General features: G+C 62.6%; 9 protein-coding genes. All 9 read right to left on the bottom strand.

Translation table 11 applies throughout. From position 1 onward, the window contains the following. Positions 1-3 precede the first annotated feature (3 nt). The 9 genes from JN302_RS37535 to JN302_RS37495 all read right to left on the bottom strand — a co-directional run bounded on the left by JN302_RS37535 (position 4) and on the right by JN302_RS37495 (position 17,065). Positions 4-1,020, bottom strand: a complete 1,017-nt coding sequence (locus JN302_RS37535; RefSeq protein WP_202330982.1) for a hypothetical protein — start codon at positions 1,018-1,020, stop codon at positions 4-6. Further along, a complete protein-coding gene (locus JN302_RS37530) occupies positions 1,017-2,912 on the bottom strand; it encodes an FG-GAP repeat domain-containing protein (protein ID WP_202330981.1) in 1,896 nt (631 codons plus the stop codon). Before JN302_RS37530 ends, JN302_RS37535 begins: the two co-directional genes overlap by 4 nt. Beyond that, the gene (locus JN302_RS37525) at positions 2,909-3,886 is read right to left on the bottom strand and encodes a DUF1702 family protein (RefSeq protein WP_202330980.1); all 978 of its coding nucleotides are present in this window, start codon (positions 3,884-3,886) and stop codon (positions 2,909-2,911) included. Before JN302_RS37525 ends, JN302_RS37530 begins: the two co-directional genes overlap by 4 nt. 285 nt (positions 3,887-4,171) lie before the next feature. Next, on the bottom strand, positions 4,172-5,062 hold the full coding sequence (locus JN302_RS37520) for a hypothetical protein (protein ID WP_202330979.1): 891 nt from the start codon (positions 5,060-5,062) through the stop codon (positions 4,172-4,174). 104 nt (positions 5,063-5,166) lie between these two features. After that, the gene (locus tag JN302_RS37515) at positions 5,167-5,970 is read right to left on the bottom strand and encodes an AfsR/SARP family transcriptional regulator (protein ID WP_202330978.1); all 804 of its coding nucleotides are present in this window, start codon (positions 5,968-5,970) and stop codon (positions 5,167-5,169) included. An 861-nt stretch (positions 5,971-6,831) separates the two neighbouring features. Continuing rightward, the gene (locus tag JN302_RS37510) at positions 6,832-10,224 is read right to left on the bottom strand and encodes a TM0106 family RecB-like putative nuclease (protein WP_202330977.1); all 3,393 of its coding nucleotides are present in this window, start codon (positions 10,222-10,224) and stop codon (positions 6,832-6,834) included. A gap of 12 nt (positions 10,225-10,236) precedes the next feature. Then, positions 10,237-13,314 carry a sacsin N-terminal ATP-binding-like domain-containing protein gene (locus JN302_RS37505; RefSeq protein ID WP_202330976.1) on the bottom strand — a complete coding sequence of 1,026 codons (3,078 nt, stop codon included), beginning with the start codon at positions 13,312-13,314 and terminating at the stop codon, positions 10,237-10,239. Positions 13,315-13,317: 3 nt separating this feature from the next. Next, a complete protein-coding gene (locus tag JN302_RS37500; protein ID WP_202330975.1) occupies positions 13,318-16,530 on the bottom strand; it encodes a DEAD/DEAH box helicase in 3,213 nt (1,070 codons plus the stop codon). Next, on the bottom strand, positions 16,511-17,065 hold the full coding sequence (locus JN302_RS37495; protein ID WP_202330974.1) for an RNA polymerase sigma factor: 555 nt from the start codon (positions 17,063-17,065) through the stop codon (positions 16,511-16,513). Before JN302_RS37495 ends, JN302_RS37500 begins: the two co-directional genes overlap by 20 nt. Positions 17,066-17,164: the final 99 nt, after the last annotated feature.

Raw genomic sequence — 17,164 nt, 5'->3', positions numbered from 1 at the left:
AGTTCACCGGCGTCGTGACGGGAGGATATCGACGGCAACGAGTTCCTCCTTGAGAGTCGGCTTCGCCACCGATCCCCCCGGCCTTCCTATAACGAAGGACCATCTGCGTACCACGAAGATACACAGTCCTCGCAGGGCGGTGACAATGGCGAGCGCGAAGAACAGGCCGAAGACCACCTGCAATTCCATGAGAATGGCATACGCCAGTGCAACACTCACCGCGAACACGATCTGCATGCGCGGCTTTGATGGCGTCGTTGCCGGATCGGTGATCATGTAGAAGGTGAAGAGGATGAAGGCGAAACCGGTCATCGGCATTAGGCCGGCAGCGATCGGCGTGCCGTGCACCAAGCCGCGAATGACAGCCTGGAAGGCGAAGGCCGCGACCCAAGCAGCAATAAGCGACATCCGTCCCGTGGCCTTGATGTTGAGATAGCTGCCAGTACCGATGATGATCAGCGGCAGCAGCCAGTCGATATAGCCCCACGTGTTCTCTGCGAACTGATATGGTGGCGCTATTCCCACCGAGGGAAAGAGAACGAGCGTGATGGCAATGCCGAAGTTCGAGGGATTGAGGAAGTGCCTGACAATCGGCCCTCCCTTCGGATTGCGATCGATCTCGATGCGGAACAGGTACTTGGACCCGATCGCGACCACGACCGCGAAGATAACGGCTGCGAAATTGTGTGCCGAATAAAGCAGCATGCCGACGGCCAGCGCCGTGATGTGTGCCGGCAGCAGAAACTTCACGAGGTCGACGAATGATCCCTCATATCGCGGCGCCCTTCCTGCTCCCCAGGCGTCAAGCCGCTCGCAGGTGAGGTCCATAGCGTAGGCAGTGGCCAGCGCGATGAAGGGGACGATCCACGCCTGCTCGAAGCCGAGCAACACGTGACCGAAGAAGTTTAGGATCGTGATCGCGAGCGCAAACCGTGACAATCCACCGAGTCGCTTTTGCGAATACCAGCGGTCGACCGGCGCCGCGCGAACGCCGTTCGATGTAGCGTCTACTGAGCTCATTTGCGCACCTCTTCCACTATGCCATCCGGCTGCAGCACAAGCTGATGGCGCCCGGGGACTAGGTCCAACGTCGCGGCGTGTTGACCATTCGCGTCGCGCCAGATGAATTGGACTGCAAAGCTTGCGTTCTCGGCGACTTCGCCGAGCCCCAGGTGAATCTCGGGGGCACGTTTCCCCCCGTGACCATTCCCGCCGTCGACTATGGACGTTACGATCCGTCCATTCGGAAGCGTGACCCGCGCTTCCGCCCCTATCGCGGCGCGCAGTCCGCCGACGGCGCCCGAAACCCGCAGGTCGACAACGATCGCGCGCCCGGTTTCAGACAGGTTCCGGAGAAAGAGGGACGGCTGCCACTGTCGGGCTATCGCTATCGAGAGTCGCCCGTCGCCGAACACGTCTCCAGTTGCGATACCTCGCGAGATGGTGCCGTTGTCGAGGCCAAGCGCCGGCCAAACGTCATGATAGTAACCGGTCGCGTCTGCGATGAAGAGCCGGTCGTGATCCTGCCCGGAAAGATCGTCCGCGGGCGAGAAGCGCGGCCAGACCTCGGGACTGGACAGCAATTCGTCGTTTCCCATTGCCAATTCCTGGAGCGTGGGCCAAGCGTTTCTCTCGCCTCTCACGAAGCCGATCGCCTGCAGCAGGCCAGGGGTCCCCGAGTTCAGGACGTCGACGAACTTGACGTCCCAGGCCCAGTTGCTCTTCCATGTCCCCAGTTCACCGGACACGTCCCGGAACCGGGGATAATCAGAGTCCTGGTTACTACGCACAAACAGGAAGTGGCTCTCGAGCAGGGCATACTCCCCTGCAATGTTGCTGACTGCGATCGCTGCGCGCCCGTCACCAACAACATCTCCAAAATCGATCCCCATACCCTTGAACGAGTCCTGGCCCAGCACCTTCGAGCGAGGCGTTGTCAGATCCCGATCGGCCACGACAAGTTCGAACGCGGGGTGGCCAATCGTCGATCGGTTAATGAACAGCCTGTCGGGACCGAAATCGTTGGCAATGTAGAGTTCGGGCAATTGATCGTCAGTCAGATCGCGCGCCCCGAGTGCCAGCGTCCAGCCGCGCGCGAAGTCGTCCGGCAGGGCGGCGCTGGCGTCAGTGTAGGTGACGCTTGATATCGTTGCGGCCTTCCACAGCAGGACACGATCGCGACCGGCATTGAAGGCGCGCGACATGGAGTGTTGCATCTCGAAGCGCTCGGTCGCCGTCGCGTCGAGGACGCGGGCGCCATCCTGAAAGTAGTTGCCGAAGACCAGATCGGGGTGGCCATCCCCGTCGATGTCCGCCAGGACAGCCGCGTTGGTGTTCCAGATCTCGTGGCCCGAGATGATCTCTGTCGGCAAAAAGGCTGTATCCGAGAGCGCTGTCGTGGGGTTCCGGATGAACACGACGGGTGTCCGTCCCCAGTAATAGACGAGAAGGTCGAGATACCCGTCCTCGTTAAAATCAGCGGGCAGGCAGCCCATCGGGGCCAGCGTCGCATCGGAATAGCCCGTGGACGGCGTCGGCAGAGTGAAGGCCGCATAGGTTGCGGAACTGCCCGGCACGGGCATGACGGCGACGCTGTCGCCTCGGGGATCGACGATGCAGATGTCGGAGGGCCGACCCGAACCGCTGATATCAGCGAGTGCGACACCTGCACCGACGGACGAGATCCAAGCATCGATCGCCGCGAGGTCGGGATGGACCTGCCGCACGTTTCGCCGGCTCTCTTCGCTGCCTGGCGCCGAAAAATAGCTCGCCGTGAACTTCAGGGGGGCAGCGAGGGCCTTAAGTTCGGCGTTCGAAAGCCTAGGCGGCATGGCGAACCCGGAGCAGACCCCGATGACTGCCACCGCAAAGAGCTTCGCCGCGTGCCGTCGCAACAGATCAGTCACGATCATCTCGACCCTCTCATTGATGCAACCGTTCGACGCCAAGCCTCGTAGTCGGATCGTCCGGCCGACTGCACTGCCTGTTTAGCGATATCGACCTGGGCAGCGACTGCTGACGCGCTGCAACCCCAGGTCGCGGCCGCTGCCAGTTCCGTCGACGGCGGCAGATGGCCGGAAAGCTGCCGCGCGGCGCAGCCGAATGCGACCCCCTGCGCAAAGTCATTGGCGTTGACCGCAGCCTCCTGCAGGGCGATCTTCATATCTTCCTCGCGGCCCCCGCCGGCATAAGCCATGGCTAGGCCCAGGCCAGACCAGATGTCGGCCTGCCGCTCCTGATGGAACGACGCAATTGCTGCCGTGGCGCTCCGGATCGAGCCGCCGAAGACAAACCAGAGGGCCCGCCCGATTCCCTGATCGAGCGCCTTGTCTGCCTCCCGGTCCCTGGGCGAATGTGACGCCGCGAGGACACGCGCCGGTTTGAAGTACGCGTCGTGGAACCCCCTCCCATCGAGCGCCAGCGGCAGCAGAAATGGATCGAGAGCAGCCGCGATGTGCCCGCGTCGCCATGGCAAGCGGGCCATCGCCCATCCGCATCCGACGTGCAGCAGGTAGATGTACTTTGGGGCGAGGCGCCTTAGCAAAGCGGGCAACGTCGCGGGTCGGATGGAGAATGCATCTCCCACCGCCGTTCCCATCGCGGCCCCTTCGGCTACAAAGCCGCGGAAGAACGGCTCGAAGCGATCGATAATCGTCTCGATGTCCGCGTCCGAGCGGAGACCAAGAGCACTATTATAGCCGTGAATGAATGCCCGCCCGATAGACTCAAGGCGTTGTTGGCGTTTGGGATCATCCCCTACGAACCCGCGCTTGTTGAACCTTGCTTCTTCGGGCTTCAGACCAAGAAGCCGGCTAGTCCATGATCGTGGCTCGCCGGCGACTAGAGGCGACCAGGCGTCGCCTGAGAGAATGAGATCTTCGGTCATTGCGATGTGCCGTCAAGCAAAGATGCCACCACCCGCAACGCTCCCTCGACGCCCTGAACTGCGACGCGCTGATCATTGCCTCGAGTGTCTCCGAGTCGCGTGACCTCCGCTCTCCAGACGATCTCGCCATCGGCTCCACGCCCGGCCTCGCGCCAGAACCTGAGCACGAACACCTCGTCTGCCTCGGACGCCCCGGTTTTTGTAGGGGACTGCTTCATGCCGGTTCCTCGCTACTCAAGGCCCGAAATACGTGAGGGATTGTGTGGTCCTCTCGCATGTTGCGCGCTATTGCCCGAGGAAGATCGCGGGTACACGAATCCCCCAATAGGCGACCATGAATGTGCCGCCGAGCATAAATCCCACCGAAATGAGCCCCGCACGCGCGCGCGGATGATCACCGAGCCAGTTGAGGACTGCGCCCCTGCGAGCGGTCGCGAGCAAGAGCACGAGCACGATGACAAAGGCCACATTTCCGATAGCCTGGAGCCCGAATGCGGCCGCACCGTACATCACATCGCCACGCGCGGTCGCGTCCTCGAACATGCGGCGGAACGGCGGGAACGGACGACCGATGAGGAATGCGGCTACAACCACGCCGAGAACGATCTGCACGAGGTTGGATGAGACCATGCCGCGCGTCGTTGCCTCGTTTCCAGCGTGACGCAGGATCAGAACTCCCCACGCCAGGAGGACAGTACCAAGCCCAACGAAGACGACACCCGCCTGCATCAGCCGGACCGGCATGGCGCCAACGGTTTCGGACGAGAGCTGCGGCAGGTTCGACCCGAGCAGCACTCCGATGACGCCGTAACCGCTGGCCACGATGAGCAGCGATGCGATGAATGGAACGAGTGAGCTGATCGCTGCAGCCGGTCCACCCGTCTTGGGTGCGAGCGGAATGGTCGCAGCGAGCACACACGCGTTGCAGGCGGTCAGGGTACCGGCGACGCCGCTAACGAAGGCGAAGAGCAGGCCCGCGCCGATCGAGGAGATGTCGAAGCCCGCCAGATCCTCGCGAAGGACGATGCGGGCGATGCCGTCCGCAACAACTTTGTCGACGAACTCGTAAGACCAGAGATACGCAAGCAGGATCCCGCAGGCGATCGCACCAACCACAATGAGCGTCTGAGTGTATGGACGGGTGGTGGTTTGCAGTGATGATTGGCCAACAGTCATCTCTTAGCCTCGTGGTTGCACATCGCATTCGATGAACTACGACGAGGATGGCGCATCACCCTCTGCGGGCCATTGCGCGACACTCACGGCAGAATGTATGGAACCTATTCCTCGGCGACGCTGAGGCCCGTCGCGATCGTCCGCTCAAGGTCGACCAAGTCGCCGTCGTAGGCGCACTCTCGTATCTGCTGGAACACCCGCCGGGTTTCCGGCATGGGTTCGACGCCGATTTCGGTCAGGAGGGTCTTCCGCCATCTCTCGCCGTAGCGGATGGCTTCGACCCTGCATTCGTCGAGACAAAGGAGTGCGACCAGCGTCCTCACGAACATCTCGCGGTACGGGTCATGGGTGAGCACCTTGCGACAGATCGCAATAGCCTCAGTCCAAGCCCGTGCTCTCATATGATGCTTAAGAGCGCAATGGGCGAGTTCCACGAAGCATGAGTGCAGACGCTCGCGTTCTTCGACGAAGAATTCCGCGTCTTCGGATTCTAAGAATGGTCCCTGGTAGAGCTCGACCGCACGCAGCACATCCCTAATCTCCGGCCGTTCGGCCCTTCCCTCATGCCGTGCCGTTCGGCTGATAGTCAGCGCATCGACCTCGAACCAGGGCTCGGCCTCAAGCACAACGTGGTCCCCGATCGACATTAGATTCTTCGCGCCCGCACTCTCGGGCTCAAGACTGAGAATGCGACGCAGTCGCCACAGGGCTGAGTTGAGCGCCGCCCTGGACTTGCTTTCGTCAAGCTGCGGCCAGAAATTCTCGGCTATCCACTCGCGACGCCGCAACCGACCCGGTTGAGAAAAGAGAACGGCTGCCATTCGTTGGCCAGAGGGTCCGAGATCCGCGTTCACCCGCCGACCATTCAAGCGCACGTTGAAGCTACCCATCAGGCCAACATGCAACATCGTCGCCCCCATAACCCCCCAGGGCCTAAGAATACCCTCGTGCGGCAGCTATCGTCAGGATCGCTCCGTCCAAAACATCCTATGGCCGCCCGCTATTCCGTAAAATCACGGAACAATCACGAAAGACACTATAGGCCGCGCCTCTTGAGATTTACGTCCCTCTGCTCCACTGTCTGCAAGCCGCTTGGCGGCATTCCTACCATGCCACGTAAAACCTCCACAGATAAGGGCTAAATTAGTTTGCCAGAGATTCGGTCCGTCTATTCCGCATGACGATAACGCTTGCGCGTATTCAGGCTTCACAGGTGCGACCGTCCATAACTAGTCTCGGCACTTGGCCTTCTGCGCGACCTCCAACGTTGACCAATATTGGTAGCGTTCAAAATCGATGTCGAACATTAGGCGGCAGAGACTAGTACCTCCTGGAGCTTAGCTGCCTCGATCGTTTGCTTTGCTGCGCGAGCACACTCTAGTCATTTTTGGTCAGCGCCAGCTTCCAGCTTCTCACGGGAGAGATTGTCCACGGCGCTAAGGCCCATATGCCTCAGAGCAGCAGCGGGTCGGGAGTGCCTTTACCGGTTTCAACACGATGGTAGTACAGACGTTGCGGTCTATGACAGGGCAGTCGGAACGCTTCGTCCGGTGCGTGTCACGCAGCTACTGGGACCCCCCGGGCTTGCCGAAGCTCTTTAAGATCTGTGTGTCGGGCTTGCTGAGCGGGCTAGATGCTGCTCTCGGCGTTCCGCATTAATCGTCCTTGCCAACCAATTCGTTGTGGTAGGCGCATAGCGCTAATCACCGTCTTTCGGCAGCCACGATAAGCGCGGCGTCGAGCGAATGGATGTACCGCCGATAGGGGGCTTACGGTTTCACCGCATCTGCCATTTCCAGATAGCGGGAGAAGCCGTTGGCGAGCTGCATCTGCCGCGGCGTCCGGCAGTCCGGCTCGAACACGTCCGGATTAGCGACCAGGATGCACAGGATCTTGGCGCGGGAGGTGGCGACGTTGAGGCGGTTCGCGCTGTAGAGGAATTCCATGCCGCGCGGGGCGTCGGCGTGAGTGGAGGTCGTGATCGAATAGATCACGATGGGGGCCTCCTGACCCTGGAACTTATCCACGGTGCCGACCCGCGCGCCGGGCAGGCATTCCTGAACCTCGAAGACCTGCGCGTTGTAGGGCGCGATAATCAGGATGTCGTTCAGCGTGAGGGGTGACTCGCTGCCCTCGCGGTCACGCCAGCGCGCGCCGGAGTCGAGTAGTCGGTTCACAAGGTCGCGGATGCGAATCGCCTCCTCCGGGCTGCAATTCTGATTGCCGCTGTGCTGCACGGCGACGTAGCGCAGGCCGGTCCCCCCGAGCGGGCCATCCATCAGGATAGTCTGATTTTCGAGACCGGGACGGGGGCGGAGGCGGCCTTCGTAGAACAGTTCAGATGTGAAACGGCAGATGTCCGGGTGCAGTCTCCAGGTCTGGTCGAGGAACAGGCCCTCATCCTCCGCGATGGTCTGGCGACCGCCGAGCAAGTGATCGAGGGCGGACACGTCCGCGCCGTCTGGATGCGACCCCTGCATAGGCTGTTCGAGCTGTCGCGGATCGCCGAGCAAGACCAGGTCGGTCGTGGCCGGCGTTATGGCCAGCACATTGGCGAGCGACATCTGTGCGGCCTCGTCCACGAGCAGCACATCGACAAGGTCGGTCGCATCGGGCCGCGCCCACAGAAATCCCGTGCCGCCGAGGACATGGAAACCGCTCGCAAAGGCGTCAAGAGCTTCCGGGTTCTTCATCGTGCTGGTGATGTGCGGAACATTGTCGACCGGATCCGTGACCTTGTGCAGGCAATGCAGATCGAAGCCTTCCTTTTCGCCTTCCTCGGCAGCCTTCTCAAGCAGGCTGCGGATGACCTTATGGCTGTTGGCGGTCACGCCGACACGGAGGCCGGCTTTGACGAGGGCCAGGATCGCGTGGGCACCGGTATGGGTCTTACCCGCGCCCGGCGGTCCCTGGATGGCGAGGACGCCCTGCAGAGCACAGACAAGGCGACAGGCGGCATCGACGGCGCTCTCGTCCGGTTGCTGAAGCGGCGCGCCGCCGACATCCGGCGGCAACCGCAGCAGGAGATCCCGTGCGGCTTTGTATCGGCCGCGACCGGTGATGCCGTGATCGGCCACATACTCGCCGATCTGCACCAGCGACTCGGCGAGGACGCCCGTGTCGATGTAGGAATGCGCAAAGATCGCCTCGGGATGGAACGCGGCGGTATCGCCCCGCTTCTTGATGTCGATGAAGCGATGTTCCAGATCGACGGCTTCGACCTTACCGAACCGCTCGCCACCGGCGCTGCGCAAATCCTCCCCTCCGCGAAACTCCGCGTCCTGCGGCGGAAAGCGATAACGGTGGATCGGGGCTTTGACAGTGCCGCCGACCGTATCCACGAACGTGAGGCCGGCAATGCCAGCCCGCTCGCTCTCCAGATCCTCCGCAGAGAGCGCCGCGAGCCGGAAGTACTCCCACCAGATCGCCTTCGCTTCGCGGCGGTGCCAGTCGAGCACTTTCGCCAGGACATAGAGGGCGTGCTGTTCGGCGCTGCGCTCCGCCGGGTCGACCGGAATGCCTTCGGTCAGCCGCGCCACCACCGCGTCAATCCGCGCCTGCCAGACGGTGACGTCCGGCGGGGCTTCTTCTTCCGGCGGGCTCGGTCGGGGAATGTTGACGCCGGAGGCGAGGGCGTTTGTGCGCAGGTTTTCCAGCCAGTCGCGCAGCCGTGCCGTCGAGACGCAGTCGTCCTGGTTGTAGCCGGCGACAACGGCCTGATCGTCCGCGCTGATGCCGCTCGCGCCCCCGAGCTCGAGGCAGGCCTGCAGCTTGCTCAAGGCATAGTTAGCATCGGGCAGTGGCACCGCACGCGTGAACGCGTAGAGCGGCTCGAGCTTCTTTATGGAATAGCTCTCGGCGCTGGCCCGGATGGCGTGGCGGACCACTGAGTAGAGATCGACCATGACCTGCCCGCGCAGTAGCGCGTCGATCTCTTCTTCGCGTGTAGCGTAGCGCCCCATCAGGCGCTTGAGCGCGCCCGGCTCGTAGGGCGCATAGTGATAGATGTGCAGGCTGGGATGAAGCTGCCGGCGTTCCATGACGAAATCGACGAAGCGCTCGAAGGCGGCCTTTTCATCGGCCGGCGTGAAGCACCAGTCAGCGACGTGAGTGAGCGTGCCGTGCGCACCCCTGAAGGCATAGCCGAACAGAAATTCGAGGCCGCCTTCGCCAACAAAGGGATCGCCTTCGAGGTCGAAGAAGATGTCGCCGTCATCCGGCGCCGGCAGGCCGCTCAGACCAAAACCCGGTTCTACTGGCAGCAATTCGTGGAGCAGCTTGCCAGCGATCCGGCCCTCGACCTGGATCCGCGCCTGTTCCCGCACACGATGGTATGAGGCGGCCGCGCCGCGTTCCGGTTTCCACGGCAGCGGCAGGGGGAGCGCGGCCAGGGCAGTCACTGTGGTGACGTCGTGGCTGGTGAGCTCGCCCCGCTGCACGGCAGTGATCCCGGCGACGAGCGAAAGGTGGTCGTCCTGGTGTCGTTGATCGTTACAGCGCCCCCGCCAACGGCAGATATCGCAATGGGCCACCGGCTCTGGGTAAGTGTCGTGGTCACCGTCAACGGAAGCAGCGAAACGGTTCCGGACATGGCGGTAGTAGGCGGCATAGTCGCTGACCCGGAACCGCTCAGGCGCGAAATCAGAAACGGGCGTGACCACATACGCGAACTCAGGGGCGCGGCCTTGGATGTCTCCTACGAGGTCTGCATACAAGCAGAGCTGCAGCACCGTGCCGCCCTTGGTCTCGCGGGCGAGTTTGGTGTCGATGACCTCATACGACCAGGCCCCGAGATCACTCGGCTCCTCGATCCGGCGCAAGATGTCGGCCCGTCCTGAGAACGGTGCGGTACGCAGCGCGGCCTGGACGACGATCGGCGTGCCCGCCTTCATAGCCGCGATGGTGGCGGCGACGGCAGCATCATCGACACCCTTACCCTCGATCACCGTGATCGCGAGCCCAGAGGCTTCGAGATGCTCGATAAAGGCGGCCTCGTGCACGGCGCCGCGCTGCTGCAGGATGTCAAGTAGCGGGTCCCAGATCTTCGGTTTTTCCAGCGCGCCATCGGCGACGTTGCGGTCAAGGGCGGTCAGGTGCCGACAATTCAAGTGGCCGACCAGATCCGTGGCGCTGAACTGTAGATCGGGACCGATTCTTAACATCGCCTAACTACATCATATGGTTTCGGCCGGCGCTGTCGCGTCAACGGTGACGGAAACGATCGCGCAAAGGTCGTCGAGATGCACCTGGACGAAGCGGATCAGGGTGGTCTCGCCGGCGAGCATTACAGTGATCTGTGGCGCCTCCGCCGAGCGCAGCGCCGAGACCACCTCCGCATCGGAAGTGGCCCGCGCATGGTGCCACTTCGCGCAACAAGTCGGACAGAGTGCCAGATGGTTTTCGACCAATTCTGCTGACGCCTCGGGCAGCAACTCCGGCGCTTCGAAGTAGGGCGATCCGTCAGCGAGACTGAACGGCATTACCTGATGGCAAGCTTGACAGACCATCTGGTTGGCAGAATTGGTATATAGATCGACAAGATATGGCCTTGCCAATTGGCGGCTCTCGTTGTCAGACGTGCGGACGCTACGCTCACGGGTCTCGTAGGTCTTCTGAGGTGCCGCTCGCGCGCGTTCGGCCATGCGTGTCGCACGTCGTTCCGGATTGGGCGCCTCGCGTTCGGGAAATGTAGGTTGCAAGATCGTGCTGGTTGCCAATTCCCGGAATCCCGCTTCGAGAACCGAGCGCCTTTGCTCTTCCGATAGCTCTTGGAATTGTTCGGCGAATTCATCTGGGATGCCCGCGCGCAGGACGATCTGACGTTGTTGTTGGTACTCGGCCGCCTTGCGCTTCGCGTTGCTGCCAAGCCCGATCATTTCAAGCCAGCCTGTGCGATCGGTTGTATCAAACTCAGGCGGCAGTTCCTGCTCTGTGATATCCTCGGGTTTCTTGAAGCCGCCCGAGGCGCAGGGCACCCACGCTAACGACTTGAGTTGATAGAGGAAAGAGGCCGGCTTTTCCCGCATGGGATAGCTTTCCGCATGCCTGAATTTCGCAAAGAAGACGGAGCGATCGAACGCTTGGAGGCTCCGCCACAAGCATAAGGACACCGCCGCATCGGGCTGGGCGAGCAATCGCTCCAAACCCGGAATTGTCCAATCGGTATTGGTCGAATTCCCCCAGCGGGCACCATAGCGATAGTAGTCGGCCCAAAGTGCGCTCTGCTCGGGGTGAAGGCTCGTTGACACGCGAGCTGGCTGCAGATGTTGGATCACGCCCAGTGTGCGCGCGAAATCTAGAACACCCTTGATGCCTCGATAGCGTTTTCCGAGCGGTCTTTTCTCGTTTTTCAATGGGCCCTGGGGACCGTAGACGGCCGCAAGGCCCGTTTCGAGAAAGGGTTTGTCGATAAAGAGCATCCCGCCCGTTTGCAGCTGGTCTGACCCTTCGGCCAGAAAGAGGCACGCGCCCTTAAATATCGCTGCCTGATACGGGTGGGCACCGAGCCAGCCGGCAAAGCGCTCTAGGTGCCGCCGATGGGCATTCATATCGGCAACGCGGTGACCCGGCTGGTAGTGCAGCGCCAAAAGAGCCCGAATGTAGTCCTCCTCGTTGACATCTTTGACGTCGATACGCCGCAGAAACGCGGTAACCTCCTCGCGTACCTGCTTTCTCCCAGCGAGAAGACCGGGGGCAACGATGTTGACACCTGGGATCTCGATGTCGCGGTCTGTGCCGTCATCGGAGGGCGAAAACCGCACCGCATTGGCATGCACATGGTCTCCGCCGGCGGTGCGCACCATTGGTAGGGAGCCAAGCCGCGTGACTTGATGGCCCTTGATGCCGTTCAAGAGCAGATAGAGCTTTTGAGTCCAACCATCGTCATGGTCGGCAAGCCATGACTGGAGGCGACCGGGGCGCTGTGCGGTGCTTTCGAGCTGTTTGAGCAGTCCCTCGAGCGTGAGCTCGTCGATACCGACGTGTGAATGCAGCCGGTCGATACGGCTGTTCCGTTGCCCTGCAGAAACCGCCCAAAATTTATCCTGGTCGGCAAGTAGCGAAAGATCTTTGTCGTCCAAGACGGCTCGCAGATCCTGGATGCCCTGGCTCAGTGAGATTGGATTGGCGTATGCCCCAGCTGCGGTCGGAAGCACCTGTTGTTGGCGCAGCGCTTGCCAAATGGTCTCTGCAAGTCCGGTCCAATTTTCCGCTATATCGTCGGTGGGAATTGGCAATGCATTCAGGGTCTCCCGCACCAGCCGCTTCTCATTCCGAAGCTCAGTTAGAGCGGTCGCGATTAGACCGGAGATTTCGCGTATCAGTTGCTGGTTGAACGGCTCGCTGCGCATCACGTTGGCTCGATTATCCGTGAGCTTGAACGGCCCATGCACACGGAACCGAAAACCGAGCTGTTCCTCCGTTTCAAAATAGACCCACAGCTTGGCGGGAGAGCTTTCCCCAACCGCTTGCCCATCGGCGTTAAGTCGGAACGCAATGCAGGTTTCCGATGGTCTCCCATCTGGGAGCGTGACTGGCCGTCGAAACAACCGGTAAGCTATCGGATCGTGCTTTTTCTCCTTTCCAGCGTCAATTTTGGTTCGCTCGAAGATTGCAATTCCATCTGCGCCGGGTATGCGGCGGTACCTTTCGCCATTGCCTACACCGTCTTCCCAAACCAATTCCTCGATATGATTGAGAAACATCAGAACTTCAGGACCGGTTTTGGTCAGTTGTGCTGCCGCCTCCGATGATCGTTCGCCGCTTGCTCCTTTGCTGTAGGGGAGCAAAAAGAGCGTTTCTTTCCCATGTCGCTCACTCAATGGCAGCGCGACGGGGACAATGAGCTCCTCGAGGGCAAATGCGAACGGCCTGCCGTCGAGTTGGCAATACACTTCGGGCCGGTCGGTCACGGCGAACACCGATTTGAAGCCGATCCCGAAGCTCCCGATCTTGTGGACTTCGTTGGGCTTGTCGCTGTCACCGAGCCGCGTGATCCGCTCGACGTCATCGCGCCTGAAAGGCTTGCCCCAGTGCAAGAACTCGACGCGGTCGGGCAACAGTCTGAATTGTACCTTCTTTGCTTCCTGATCGTCAGCGTTCTGCAACAGCTCGAAGATAAAATGCGTCGGTTCGACATATTTCTCGACGGCTGACCGGCGAAGAAACTTTTCCGCCTTGGCCCTTTTCGCCGCCGTCAAAAGATCAGCGTTTACCTGCCGCAACTCCTCGAACCACGAGTCTAAGCTCTCCACGATTCAGCCCTCCAGCTCGATGACGCCCGCTGCAACCCGCCGGGCGAGGATGTCTGCCCGCACTTCGTCCCGTGCGAGGCTCGCCAAAGCCTCCTTGTGGTCGGCCGCCGCGCGCGCGATCTGGGCGGTGCGCATGCGCCGGATCCGCTCCTCGCTCGCGAGCGCAAGCTGCTCGTCAAGGACGGCCATGCGCGCCCTGTGGCTTGCATTAAGGCTGTCGCGGCGAAACCGCGCGATCTCCGCAGCCTCGGCAATATGCGCCGTGCGCCGCGCCAGCCACAGCTCGTGATGCCAGCTGTCCAGCGCCTCCAGCATCGATGCGGTGGGCGGCGCCATCGCCTCGGCATCTCGTGCCGAGAGCAGGAGGTCCATGAAGGCGCGCGCGACGTCGGGCTCGGCGACGACGGGCACGAGGATCGCATCCTCTTTCAGCCCGACCAACTGCCACTGGTAGATCGCGAACGGATATGCGCCGGCCGGGAGGCCGGACGCTGGCGCGGCGAGAGAGACATGGATTTCCTCGTCGCCAGCCAGGGCCCGGGCGGCGGCCTGCGTCAACGGGTGGACCGGGGTGATGAACGCCAGCTTCCGATCGGCATTGGCGGCCTCGCGATCGAAGGTGAGGCCGAGCATCTGCTGATCGCCGCGCAGCCAAGCTTCCCAATCTCGCTCGGCGAGGGTCGGACGCACGCCTCGCGCGCGCGCCGGCACAAGCCGCCGCCGCGCGTCCGCCGACAGGCGTAGCGTCTTGACTGGCCCTTGGCCCGAAATCGGCGTGCGGCCAACCTCCAGCGTGCGTTCAAGATGAAGGCCGACGAGCCGCTCCAGCGCGGCAGGCTCCAGCCACCGGCTCGACGCTTTGGCGATCTCATCGTCGATGCGGCGCGCGATGCGCACGCCGAACAGCTCGGCTTCACGCTCTTCCAGCGCCTCGGTCTCGGCGATCTGCCGGATCTCGTTGTCTGCGAGCTGCCGCAGCCGGGCGCTGCGTTCGTTGTCAGTGAGCGAGAAATCCTCCGCCACCTGCTGCAGTCGCGTCGCGATCTCGCCCAGGATCGCTTCGCTGCTGCCGATGGCGCGCTCGAAGATGCCAATGCGCAGCAGGCAGCGCTCATAGATGTCGAAGTCGACCGTGCCAGGCGTGACGAAATTGTAGATCGCCACGGTCTCGCTGGTCTGACCGTAGCGGTCGATACGGCCGATGCGCTGCTCGATCCGCATCGGATTCCAGGGGATGTCGTAGTTCACTAGGGCGTCGCAGAACTGGAAGTCTAATCCTTCCGAACCGACCTCGGAGGACAGCAGCACGTCAATGGCGTCGGGGTCCGTGGGGTCCAGCGCGAAGGCACGCCGCAGCGCCCGGCGATCGTCGTCGGCGACATCGCCGTGGATAAGCCCCGCGCGCACACCCTGTCGGCGCAAGGCGCGCTCCAGATAGGTCAGTGTGTGGCGGAACGCGCTGAACACTAGCAATCGCCGGTTCGCCATCATCGTTTTCTCCGCGACGATGGAGAGCAGGCGATCCAGTTTCGGATCGCTCTCGGGCAGAAGGCGCGCCTGCGTCAGCACTGCGGCGATTTCATCGCGGACCGCATCGACGCCGTTGTCCAGCGCGTCCACGGCCTCGTCGTCGATCTCAACGCGCTCGATCTCCGACAGGCGCCTGGTGAGGATCGTCTCCAGGAACGGCACAAGCCCGTGCAGCGAGCTCGCGGCCTGCCGGCGGATCGTCGTCATCAGGAAGCCGAGCGGGCCGGAGCCATGCGTGCGCTGATAGACCGCGCGCTGCACCTCCAGGACAGCGTCATGAACCGCCTGCTGCTCGGGGGTGAAGGGCACGGCCTCGGTCCGCGGCTTGCGCGTCGTGAACGCGCCGATGTCGCGACGGCGGGTGCGGCTGATCATCGAGGCAAAGCTGTGCAACGCCTCGACGCGGTGGATGAGACGAACGCGGCCCTCATCGTCGCGCGTCTCGCCGATCGCCGCCATGACCGCGCGATACTCAGGCGACGGCGCCAGCATGACGCGTCCCCAATCGGTCGCCGAGGCCCGGCCGAGATGGTCGAGCGCTTCCTGCTGCCAGCCGGGCTGGCTGGCGCGGATCGCGGCAACCGCGGCATTGATCTCACCATTGGGCGCGGCCATCCGCTCGAACGTCGGACGGTCGATGACCAGGTCGGGCCGAAGCAGATTGAGCAACGAGAAGAGGTCGCCCGTGCCGAGCTGGACCGGCGTGGCGGTCAGCAGCACGACCGCTTCGGCATTGTCGGCGAGGAGCCGCAGGCCCTGATGAAGGTTGGTGTCGGTGTTGCGCGCATTGTGCGCCTCGTCGACAATTAGCAGGTCGAACCGGGGCGGCGTATCGAGCGTCGCCAGCCCTTTCGACCGGGCGACGCCCCGCGTCGGAAAGCCGTGCAGCAGGTTCTCGTTGACGAGAGAAAAGGGCAGGATCGCGCGGGCGTAGCGCTCCGGCCATTCCCCATCCAGATCCGTCTGGTCGAGGCAATGGTGCAGATCCCTGCTGGACAGGGTCACGAACTCCTCATCGAAGCGGCGCATCTCGCGATGCCACTTCTCCTCAACGACGAGAGCCTTGGAGCAGGCGATCAGGACTGAGCGCAGCGGCCGGCGCGCCTGAAGCTCCCGCAGCAGCAATCCGGCTTCGATGGTCTTGCCAACGCCGACCTCATCGGCGACCAGAAGCCGCGGCCGGTCGGCCCGGATAAACTGCAGGACCGGACGAAATTGATAGGGAATGAAGTCTATGCGGCCGGCTTGGAGCGAATAGAGGTTGGCGAGGCTGGGCGCGGCGAGCTGCAGCGCGGTAAGCCGCGCGTTCAGCTCGTTAACGCTCGCGCCGATCGCCGCCGGGGCGACGTCGGCCGGCAGCAGCTGGCTCGCGTAAAGCATCTCCATGCGGCCGTCGATGAACACGCCGTAGCGGGTCTCGCGGTTGCTCGGCGTGATTGATGTGACCACGCCGATCCGCTTCTGGTCGGAACGCAGGGCCACGGTCTCACCGATCGTGAAGCTGCTTCGTTCCGACCGCTCGGCCGCGGCCACGCGCGCCTCGATCATGGCGCGAACCTTCATCTCGAGCGCCTCCACGTTAACGCCATTGGCGACGGCGACGCGCACGATCTCCTCCGGGCTGGCGTCGAGGACGCCCTCCGCCAGAAGCGCTATTGCGCGATCGTCAGTGACGCTGGGGCTCATGATTCCATCCTGCGTGAAATGCTTCGAACAACTGGCGCAGCATTCGCCGGCGCGCGGTGTCATATTGTGTGGCGTTCATGCCGAGGGCGGCCTGCACATCCTCGCGGTCGCTGTCCGCGAGGATGTGCTCGAAGACGCCTAGCGCCGGCGGGTCGGTTCCGAGTGCCCGCCGCATCCGCCCGATCAGGTCGCCAATCTCGTAGCAGGCGCTTGGATTGTGACTCTCTTCGTCGAGCATCTCTCCGGCCTCATCCTCCTTGAGCGGTTCACGGCGAGCCTCCTGGCGCCATTGGCTGGCGATGCTGCGCATGACCTGCGACAGGAAGGCCGACAGCGGAACCTCGACCGGCCAGGACCGCCGTCCGGACAGCACGCGGTCGAGTGCTTCGTTGAGCAGGTCGTCCGCATCGTGCTGCCGCAGACCAGTCGCCCAGACCCGGGCCAGCGTCGCAAGCCGCACGATATCCGGCCCGCGCAGCCGGCCGATGATGCGGCGAACCTCGCCGGGGGTAAGATGCGTCGCCTCATCGTCCATTGGTCGCTAGTCAGCCCTCCTAAAGAAGCTTGCGCTACTCGGAGGGAAATTGGGAACGTCACCGGCAAAAAATTCTTGCAGCGACTTGCCGCCCTATCC

This window comes from Mesorhizobium sp. L-8-3 (assembly GCF_016756615.1).
In the GTDB taxonomy this organism is placed as follows: Bacteria; Pseudomonadota; Alphaproteobacteria; order Rhizobiales; family Rhizobiaceae.
The sequence above is the reverse complement of the archived record's forward strand: the minus strand, read 5'-3'. Positions and strand labels throughout refer to the sequence as shown.

Coding starts and splice junctions, on each gene's coding strand:
- JN302_RS37530 (WP_202330981.1), bottom strand. CDS start 2,912: ATGATCGTGACTGATCTGTTGCGACGGCACGCGGCGAAGCTCTTTGCG.
- JN302_RS37495 (WP_202330974.1), bottom strand. CDS start 17,065: ATGGACGATGAGGCGACGCATCTTACCCCCGGCGAGGTTCGCCGCATC.
- JN302_RS37520 (WP_202330979.1), bottom strand. CDS start 5,062: ATGACTGTTGGCCAATCATCACTGCAAACCACCACCCGTCCATACACT.
- JN302_RS37525 (WP_202330980.1), bottom strand. CDS start 3,886: ATGACCGAAGATCTCATTCTCTCAGGCGACGCCTGGTCGCCTCTAGTC.
- JN302_RS37510 (WP_202330977.1), bottom strand. CDS start 10,224: ATGTTAAGAATCGGTCCCGATCTACAGTTCAGCGCCACGGATCTGGTC.
- JN302_RS37535 (WP_202330982.1), bottom strand. CDS start 1,020: ATGAGCTCAGTAGACGCTACATCGAACGGCGTTCGCGCGGCGCCGGTC.
- JN302_RS37500 (WP_202330975.1), bottom strand. CDS start 16,530: ATGAGCCCCAGCGTCACTGACGATCGCGCAATAGCGCTTCTGGCGGAG.
- JN302_RS37515 (WP_202330978.1), bottom strand. CDS start 5,970: ATGTTGCATGTTGGCCTGATGGGTAGCTTCAACGTGCGCTTGAATGGT.